The sequence below is a fragment of the Comamonas sp. Z1 genome (genome assembly GCF_008121555.1).
GTDB lineage: Bacteria > Pseudomonadota > Gammaproteobacteria > Burkholderiales > Burkholderiaceae_C > Comamonas > Comamonas thiooxydans.
Window position 1 is genome coordinate 1 of record NZ_VOQT01000045.1, and the last position, 8,941, is coordinate 8,941.

7 protein-coding genes and 5 pseudogenes are annotated in these 8,941 nt (G+C 57.0%); 5 read left to right on the forward strand and 7 right to left on the reverse strand.

From position 1 onward, the window contains the following. A pseudogene (locus tag FSY45_RS28445) lies at window positions 1–132 on the forward strand (IS481 family transposase); the annotation flags it as partial. A 610-nt stretch (window positions 133–742) separates the two neighbouring features. On the opposite strand, the gene FSY45_RS27425 reads toward FSY45_RS28445, so the two are convergent. Next, window positions 743–1,744 carry a nuclease-related domain-containing protein gene (locus tag FSY45_RS27425; RefSeq protein WP_157999249.1) on the reverse strand — a complete coding sequence of 334 codons (1,002 nt, stop codon included), beginning with the start codon at window positions 1,742–1,744 and terminating at the stop codon, window positions 743–745. 261 nt (window positions 1,745–2,005) lie between these two features. Beyond that, window positions 2,006–2,197, reverse strand: a pseudogene (locus FSY45_RS28450) (integrase); the annotation flags it as partial. Window positions 2,198–2,266: 69 nt separating this feature from the next. Between FSY45_RS28450 and FSY45_RS27435 the strand changes: the two are divergent. Beyond that, a complete protein-coding gene (locus FSY45_RS27435; protein ID WP_148748561.1) occupies window positions 2,267–3,238 on the forward strand; it encodes an IS5 family transposase in 972 nt (323 codons plus the stop codon). Window positions 3,239–3,366: 128 nt separating this feature from the next. Here the strand turns inward: FSY45_RS27435 and FSY45_RS27440 are convergent. Next, a pseudogene (locus tag FSY45_RS27440) lies at window positions 3,367–3,804 on the reverse strand (integrase); the annotation flags it as partial. Between the two features lie 129 nt (window positions 3,805–3,933). Continuing rightward, window positions 3,934–4,765, reverse strand: a pseudogene (locus FSY45_RS27445) (IS5 family transposase). Between the two features lie 84 nt (window positions 4,766–4,849). Here FSY45_RS27445 and FSY45_RS27450 point away from each other — a divergent pair. Continuing rightward, window positions 4,850–5,344, forward strand: a complete 495-nt coding sequence (locus FSY45_RS27450) for a class I SAM-dependent methyltransferase (protein WP_003074509.1) — start codon at window positions 4,850–4,852, stop codon at window positions 5,342–5,344. A gap of 72 nt (window positions 5,345–5,416) precedes the next feature. Here FSY45_RS27450 and nhaR read toward each other — a convergent pair whose 3' ends face one another. Further along, the gene (nhaR, locus tag FSY45_RS27455; protein ID WP_003074504.1) at window positions 5,417–6,307 is read right to left on the reverse strand and encodes a transcriptional activator NhaR; all 891 of its coding nucleotides are present in this window, start codon (window positions 6,305–6,307) and stop codon (window positions 5,417–5,419) included. A 318-nt stretch (window positions 6,308–6,625) separates the two neighbouring features. Between nhaR and FSY45_RS27460 the strand changes: the two genes are divergently transcribed. Both FSY45_RS27460 and FSY45_RS27465 read left to right on the forward strand, forming a co-directional pair. Beyond that, window positions 6,626–7,567 carry a sodium-dependent bicarbonate transport family permease gene (locus FSY45_RS27460; protein ID WP_003074499.1) on the forward strand — a complete coding sequence of 314 codons (942 nt, stop codon included), beginning with the start codon at window positions 6,626–6,628 and terminating at the stop codon, window positions 7,565–7,567. 16 nt (window positions 7,568–7,583) lie between these two features. Beyond that, complete coding sequence (locus FSY45_RS27465; RefSeq protein ID WP_003074497.1) at window positions 7,584–7,874, forward strand: hypothetical protein; 291 nt, start codon at window positions 7,584–7,586, stop codon at window positions 7,872–7,874. A gap of 14 nt (window positions 7,875–7,888) precedes the next feature. Here FSY45_RS27465 and FSY45_RS27470 read toward each other — a convergent pair whose 3' ends face one another. Continuing rightward, window positions 7,889–8,242 carry a copper-binding protein gene (locus FSY45_RS27470; RefSeq protein ID WP_003074496.1) on the reverse strand — a complete coding sequence of 118 codons (354 nt, stop codon included), beginning with the start codon at window positions 8,240–8,242 and terminating at the stop codon, window positions 7,889–7,891. A 146-nt stretch (window positions 8,243–8,388) separates the two neighbouring features. Further along, window positions 8,389–8,814: pseudogene (locus tag FSY45_RS27475) on the reverse strand (copper oxidase); the annotation flags it as partial. Between the last annotated feature and the right edge of the window lie 127 nt (window positions 8,815–8,941).

Below are 8,941 nucleotides of genomic sequence, written 5' to 3' on the forward strand. Positions count from 1 at the left end.
CTGTACAACCACCACTTGCCACAAAAGGCACTGGGGCATGAAGCCCCAGTCCAAGCACTCAAAAAATGGAAGATGAAAGCTCCTGATTTATTCGTCAAGAACGTGCGTAATCATCCGGGACCCGACACCTAAGCGACGAAAACTGGTTTGAGCGTTGGTCTGTCCTGTCGGTCCATGGTGGTCATCTCGCGTGCAATTAGTGACTGTTGACCGAAACCAAAAGACCCATCTGTTTTTTGACGGTCTTGTCGAAAACGAAAGCACCAATAGGTGGGTGGGTTAGCGTTGACTCGATTATTCGGTGGTCGTTTTCCCCGCTTGTTGTTAGCGGCTCCGTTAGGGGGGTGCTGTCTGTTGATGCTTCTGCGGCTGACGGCTCTAGGCTGGTTGCTGTCTTTCAGCTCAAAACGGGCAATGACTGCTGTCAACGAAAGCCGTCATTGCACTGGTTCGTCATTGCAGGTCCGCTCTACCTTTCAAAGCCGTCATTGAAAGCAGGCTTAGGCCGAGTGACTGCTTTCATAGGCGTCGAAATAGAACTGTCGACCCGTTGCTGTCGTTCAAGCTGCCACTTGCAATGTCTGATGTGTAGCGGTTGCACTCTGTCAAATTCGGGACATGGTTGACTGATCTTTGCTGAGCAGCCGTCGTTCAGTGAAGAGATGAAGCAATTGCGCGAAGTCAGAAGCCATCTAGGTAACGCTGGTCTATTCAAACCAGCCTCTACCAAATCCGTTGTGATTCAGGGATGTCCGGCTGGACGACTCCGCACTAGCCGAGGAAAAGTGCCATTTTGTACAGCCATCTCTCGTGCCTTTTTCATCTGCATTTTGAGCTTTTCGCTCCGATCATCCCAAAACGTAGCCGCCTTCTCTTGGAGCGCAGCAAAGGCCGCGATGGTGCACATGCATTCAACGTATCGCGGTGTTGTTCCAAACTCTTTAAGGGCGAGAATTTCCTGATGCACACGCTCCTCAAAGTACTCATCGAAAAGCCACTGCTTCTTTGGATTAGAGCAAAACTCCATGAGGATATGATCGTCCTCATTCATCGTTGCCTGTAAGAGCTCTGTAATGTCAGCGGCGACAGTCCTAGCAAAAAGGCCATTGGCATCATCTGGAAGCCTTGCACCCGACTTTGCTTTGTTGCAGACATCTGACGCAAGCAGAAAGTACGTCGCATACTCATCCGCCATGGCCTTGTAAACACCCCATGGCATCGCATCAGCCGCACCCTTGTCTTGCTCATACACTTCAAGGATTCGATTGGGAACGAGGTCTGCTTTCAGCACATCACCCCGCTGCGTGCGCTGGTCTTCGATCACTCCTTCGGACGAAATCGCAATAAGAATGCTTTCTTTCAAAGGCTGTCGATTGATCCCCTTGAAGTATTTGCGGTAATTTCCGCGCAAGATTTTTGCCTGCAATGTGGCCTGTTGAATGGGTGATTTAAACCCGAACTCACGTCCCTCAAACCGCTTAATCCATTGCCCATCATCCAGAATAACGATTCGCCCTGAAACGCTCTTACTTTCTATGATCCACAGACGATAGGGAGTAATCACGAGATGGTCGATCTGGGCTACCTCCTCGTTGAGAGTGAGGTAGACATCGTTGAGCACATGAATTTCGCTGCAGTCCGAGAAGTGCCTACGCAGGTAAAACGCCATTTGCGACTCAGCGGCATCGCCCTTTTTTTGATTGGCGCTGCGTAGTTCACGCTCTTCCTTATTCTTAATAATCATCTCGCACATCCCTCTCCTGTAAGCGACGCATCTTCTGATTTCCCAGTCACATTGCTTGGACCAGCTTTACCTAGACAGCTTTGAGGCCATGAGCAGGCTTCTACAGAAGCCTCCACTCAATGACTACTTTGTGCATTAGCAGCCATTAGAATTTCTAACTTGAACGAATGCAACTAGCCTGTGCCGCGCCTTTGCCGTAAAGCAGCCGCTCAAGTCGTGCAGCCTGGTTCATGACAAGGGCAGCACGACCGTAAGCTTGCTTCAAATTTCGGTTTGCTCGGAAATCTCCAGCGCATCGTCAACCTCTATGCCGAGATACCGGACGGTCGACTCCAGCTTGGCGTGCCCAAGCAGCAACTGAACGGCACGCAGGTTTTTGGTTCGTCGATAGATCAGCGTGGGCTTGGTTCTTCGTATCGAATGGGTACCATAGCTTGCGCGCTCCAGCCCTAGGGAACCTCTGCATAAGTCCTCAACGCATGTGCTTGCACATGCGTGCCGGGTGCGGCAGCATCCCGGTCCATGCAGCAATTCGATCTCGGCCTGAACCTTTCCACCAAAAAAACACGCAAACGCGAATTTCTGGAGCAGATGCAGCAGGTGGTGCCTTGGAAGGATCTGGTGACATTGGTTGCACCTTACGCCCCTGAAGGGCGTAAAGGGCGGCCACCGTTTCCCGTAGAGATGCTGCTGCGCATTCACTTCATGCAGCAGTGGTTCACCCTCAGCGACCCGGCCATGGAAGAAGCGTTGCACGATATGCCGCTGTTTCGGGACTTCGTAGGCTTGTCATGGGACAGTGCCGTCCCCGACGAGAGCACCATCTTGCGTTTCCGCCATTTACTGGAGACACACAAGCTGGCCGAGCAAATTCTGCAGAGGGTCACGGACTTACTGGAGAGCAAAAAGTTGCTGCTACGCACGGGCACCATCGTGGATGCCACGTTGATTGCAGCGCCCAGCTCTACGAAAAACAGCACCAAATCGCGTGACCCTGAGATGCACCAGACCAAGAAAGGCAACCAGTGGTACTTTGGTATGAAGGCACATATCGGCGTGGATGCGGATTCTGGCTTGGTGCACACCGTGCGGGGCACATCGGCCAACGTCAACGATGTCGTTGAAGCTAACAGTCTGCTGCATGGGCAAGAAATCGATGGATACGCCGATGCTGGCTCTCAGGGTGCAGACAAACGCCCCGACATGCCAGAGCCAACACCCGAGCGCAAATTCCAGTGGCATATCGCCATGAAGCGCAGCCAGCGCAAGGCCCTGGATCCTCAGCAGCCGATATCGGCCATGCAAGAGCAGCTCGAGCAGGTGAAATCCAAAATCCGGGCCAAAGTCGAGCACCCATTCAGAGTCATCAAACACCAGTTTGGTCACATCAAAGTTCGCTACCGAGGCTTGAGAAAGAACACCCAGCAATTGCACACCTTGTTTGCTTTGGCGAACTTGTGGATGGCTCGTGGCCGATTGCTGGCAAACAGCTAATTGCAGCCTGTTGTGGGCGCTGAAAAAGCAAGATGCCCGCCAAATGCGGGCATCTTGAGTGCCAGAGGCCAGCGGACCTCACGCTAGTTCAAGCACTATCACGCTTGAATTCGGGTTATGCAGAGGTTCCCTAGCTCATCCACCCAGTGGGCTAGGATACGGGCGTACTGACGTGTTCCCAGATGAGGGGACCTGTGGATCCTGCTTGGGAACAAAAAGCTATCGGATTTCAGCTCCGCATGCTTGATCCATGCCTGCAGGGCATCTCGTGTCGTTGATGTGATTTCAAATTGCACAGGCCGCTGCGTTTTGTGTTGCATAACGATGGCGCGTGTCGCCATCTGATCACCGTGGCAAACGTCCCTGACCTTCAACGCCACGAGATCACAGCCCCGCAATTTGCTGTCGATACCCAGGTTGAAAAGTGCAAGCTCCCGGATTCGGTGCTCCATCTGTAGTCGCACACGCAGTGCCCAGATGTCTTTGACCTTGAACGGGGACTTTTGGCCCACGATTTTTCCCTTGTTCCACGGCTCGCGATGGATAGCGCTGGCGACGGATTCCATGATGGTCTCCCATTGAGTTGAGGGAGTACCACAATGCGCTTGATTGGCCAGGAAGTCGATGCACTGGCCGAGCATGGCGTTGTTGCATAAATCGATTTCAGGCCAAGCTCCCCCAAACCCCAGCCGTGGCTATGCCACGGCTGCCGTCTGAGGACGGCCCAGTTCTGTAAATCGATTCAAGATGGCTGCTCGAATGTGCAGCTCGTTGACTTGTCGCTCAAAGGTACGAGACATCAGCCGCTCACCCAATCGTTTGATGCAGTTCATCTTGGTTTCCACCAAGCTGCGCCGGTGATACCCGATCCAACGTTTCCAGATACTTCGCCCCAGCCTTCGACATGCAGCGATCGCCGCATTTCGATGCACAAAGGCTTTGCCTTTGCGTATTCGAGCATTCTTGCGAGGAGGAATAATGAGAATACCTCCTCGCTTGATGACTTCTTCATGGACTGGTTGCGTGTCGTAAGCGCCGTCGCCCGTTAGGCTCTCCAGCACCTCATCTTCGGGCAATTGCTGCAGCAAATCCGGTATCACTGACGTTGTTGGATGTCACGCAGATAGCCCTGACCTGTAGCGTCTGGGCATCAATGCCAATGTGCAACTTGCGCCATTGCCGACGACGCTCAGGGCCATGCTTTTTGCATTTCCACTCGCCTTCACCCAAGAACTTGATTCCCGTTGAATCAACCAGCAAATGCAGTCCCGCTTGGCTGCGTGTGTACGGCACTTGTACATTCAAATCGAGCTGGCGCCGGCACAGCGTGCTGAAGTCAGGTACCGGCCAAGCAAGCCCACACAAATGCAGCACCGACTCGGCAAGACCCGTGGTCTGCCGCAGTGCCAAGCCAAACAGGTTCTTGAGCGTCAAACAAAATTGGATTGCTGCATCAGAGAACTTCCGACTGCGTCCGCGTTTGCCACTTGCCGTGGCAAACCAGCACATACCCTTGTCCAGCCACACCGTCAAAGAGCCTCGAGCTTTGAGGGATGCGTTGTACTGCTTCCAGTTGCTGGTTCTATATAGCGGGGTTTGCGGGGCTGACTCATGCAGCAAGCCTACCGCTGGAAGAGCAACGATTTATGCAACAACGCCGCACTGATGCTGAAATCCCTGCACCACGTGCCGATTGCGCTGATGGACGTGGCCCTGGGCGAAGTGGCCCGTGTGCTGCGCCCCGGCGGGCATCTGTATGTGTCAGAGCCCGTCTACGATGGTGCGCTCAACAGCATCGTGCGCCTGTTCAACGATGAGGGGGAAGTGCGTGCTGCCGCCCAGTCTGCCGTGGATCGCGCGCTGCATACCGGTGCCTGGCAACAGGTGGCCGAGCAACGGTTCGACATGCCCGTGCACTACGCAGATTTCCAGACCTTCGAGCAGCGCATGATGCGCCCGACGTTTGCCGACCATGCCCTGACCCCGGCACTGATCCAGCACGTGGCAGAAGCGTTTGCGCCACATTGCGGGCCAGACGGCGCCCATTTCACCCGTCCCATGCATGTGCGGCTGCTGCGCCGCTGCCAGGAAAGCCAACCCGCCTGAGCGCCGCCAGCACCACCGCGCGTGGCAGCGGGCCTGAGTGGGTACGCCGCAGGCGTACACCCACCTGCAGGCTCAGTGCGCGAACACCGAGGTGCGCGCTGCATGCAGCACCGCGCGGACCGCAGGATGCTTGACATGCCGTTCGGTACTGATCAGCCAGAACGCCTCACGCACTTCTTCCAGGCGCCCAACCTCCTGAACGCCGTAGCGCACGCTGATTTCTTCAGAAAGAATCGCAGGGGCAGGGAAAAACCCCTCCCCCTCCTGCGCAAAGGCTTTCATCAGCGCACTGTCGTCAAACTCCCCCACCACCCTGGGTGACAGCCGCAGCTTGCCCAGCCAGCGGTCAATTTCACGCCGCACCGCCGAATGCGGGCCGGGCAGCAGCAAGGGCGCGCCGTGCAGGCTGGAGGGGAAGGCCGCATCCCGCGTGGCCAGCGCCGGGGTGGCGAAGAAGGACACCGCACTCTCTCCCAGCTTGTGGCTGTGGCAACGTACCGACAGCCCGGCAGGCATGGGGCGGTCGGCCAGCACCACGTCCAGTCGGTTCAATGCCAGCTCTCCCAGCAGCCAATCAATCTGGCCCTCCCGGCAGATAAGGCGCACGGGTTCTGCCAGCTCCTTCATGGGGGCCAGCAGCTGCCGCGTCAAAGACTTGGGCACAAACACCGATGTACCCACCCTGAAGGCCGGCAGGGCACAGCAGGCCTGGGCACGCACCGATGCCTGCAGTTCATCGCCCAGCGCAAACATTTCATCGGCGTACGACAGCGCCACACGCCCGGCTTCTGTCAGCTCCAGCCCCCGCCCGGCGGGGCGCAGCAATGTGGCCCCCAGCTCTTCTTCAAACAGCTTGATCTGGGCACTGATGGTCTGTGGCGTGAGATGCAGAAACCGGGCGGCACTTGCCACACTGCCCATGTGAGCCACCGCCCAAAAATAGCGCAGGTGCTTGAGATTCATGGCCGAAATACTTCGTAAAAAATTGCGTATTCTTAAATATTAATCGACTTTATTTGATTCATGCAGCTTGTCAGAATACGCATGGTTTCACTGGCAACCGCCAGGCCGCGCGACCATATTGACAATCATGACAACTAAAATATATAGCACGAACCCCTCTGAAATAATGGCTTTCACACTGATCAGGCCATTTAAAAACCCCATCCCGACTGCCCCGCACCCCTGGCGCACACGCAGCAGCTGCACCCAGCGCCAGACACACCCCGTGGCACCCTGCGCCACCCTCCATGCGTTGCTGTCGCAGAAAGGATGACCCCCATGGATCCGATCATTCTTTTTTTCCTGCTGGGTCTGGGTGCAGGCCTGTTGCGCTCCGAACTCAAGCTGCCAGCGGCGGTCTACGACTTGATCAGCATGCTGCTGCTGCTGTCGATTGGCATGAAAGGCGGTATTGAACTGGCCAAGCAGCCTTTCAGCACCCTGCTGCCGCAGATGCTGGCCGTCATGGGCATGGGCATGCTGATGCCACTGCTGGCCTTCCCGGTGCTGTACTACGTGGGGCGCTTCAAGCGGGCAGATGCGGCTTCCATCGCCGCCCACTACGGCTCCGTCAGCGTGGCCACCTTTGCGGTGGCCGTGGCCTGGTTCACCAGCCGGAATATCGAATTTGAAGCACACATGCCCCTGCTGCTAGCTGTGCTGGAGATACCCGCCATTCTGGTGGGCATTCTGCTGGCACGCGGAATTTCCAAAGACATGCGCTTGGGTGCTGTGGCGCATGAAGTTTTCCTGGGCAAGGGGATTGTTCTGCTCATCGGCGGCCTGCTGATTGGCTGGATTGCCGGCCCGGAAAATCTGGCGCCCATCAAACCACTGTTCTTCGACCTGTTCAAAGGCATTCTGGCGCTGTTCCTGCTGGAAATGGGCCTGATCACAGCGGCCCAGTTTGGCAGCCTGCGCCAGTACGGACTGTTTCTGGTGGCCTTTGGCATCGGCATGCCGCTGTGCTCATCACTGATCGGCACAGCACTGGGGGTGTGGCTGGGGCTGTCGGTGGGCGGTACGGCCATGCTGGCCACGCTGGCTGCCAGTGCTTCGTACATCGCCGTACCTGCTGCCATGCGCATCTCCGTGCCGCAGGCCAACCCCACCTTGTCACTGGCCGCCTCGCTGGGCGTCACTTTTCCGTTCAATGTGCTGGTGGGCATTCCTGTCTACTACGCACTGGCCCAATGGGCCCACTCGTTGCTGGGGAGCTGAGGCTATGCACCGTCACATGCGCAAATTACTGACCATCATCACAGAAGCAGCACTGGAAAACCTGGTGCTCAAAGACCTGGAACACCTGGGCGCACATGGCTACACCGTCAGCGATGCCCGTGGCAAAGGCACGCGGGGGGCTCGCACCTCCAACTGGGACACCAACAGCAACATCCGCATTGAAGTGGTGTGCGATGAAACCACGGCCCACGCCATTGCCAGCCACCTGCAGGCGCATTACTACGATGACTACGCCATGATCCTGTTTCTGGCCGATGTCGAAGTGCTACGCCCGCAGAAGTTCTAGGGCGAGATTTCCATTTACGGCGCACGCTCGATGCGTGTCACCATCAGGCGGCCCTGCTCCTGCTGTGCGACAAACCAAATGGCGTCGCCCACACGCAGCCCGGCCAGCAACGCGGGGTCTGCCGCGGTGAACACCATGGTCATCGGTGGCATGTCCAGGTGCTGGATTTCGCCATGCCGGATGGTGATTTTGCGGGTGCCCATGTCGATGCGGCGCACCTCCCCGCTGGTCAGTTCCTGTGCCTCCGCAGCACTGGCGGGGCCATGGGCATGCGAGTGCTGCGCATGGTCTTGCGCCCACGACGGCTGCGCCAACAGCAGGGTGCCCAGCAGCAGACCAGCACCCGCGGTAAAGTTTAAAAATTTCATAGCTAACTCCGTTGTTATTTCAAGGGCTAGAGGCTTAAAACCCCGATAGATTGCAGCTGGGTGGCACCAACAAGGCACGGGCCATGTGCTTCGCACTTCAGCAGCCTGCAGCGCTTTAGCGGCAGGCCTGCCGGTGGCAGATGGCCTCAATGTGACATGCCCGGGCCGTGGTGTTGCACGGCCGACGCATTCGCGCCCCCCTGTGGCGGGGGAATGTCCTGGCGGGCCGCTGCCGGGGTAGAGCCCGTCCACTCATGCGCCACCGTACCGGGGGGAAACTGGTAGTGCCCCGGGTCGCTGTAGTCGCCAGGCTTCTGATCCTTGCGAACCTTGAGCACGCTGAGCATGCCCCCCATGCCAATCGGGCCAAACTGGCCATGGCCGGTCATCATGGGTGCGGTGTTGTCTGGCAGCGGCATCTCCATTTCCTTCATGTCATACATGCCGCGCTCCCCCATCATCATGTAGTCAGGGACAAGCTTCTGGATCTTGCCGATCAGGCCTCGATGGTCGACGCCAATCATGGTCGGCACGGCGTGTCCCATGGCGTTCATGGTGTGGTGGCTCTTGTGGGAGGGTGTGCAGAATTTTGTGTAAACGGACAATCAACCGCCGGCGCAAGCCGGCCTGTCCGTAAGCACAATGAGCACCAAGAAACACGACGTACCCGAAGAACTGCTGTCTGGCCTGCTGGCCAAC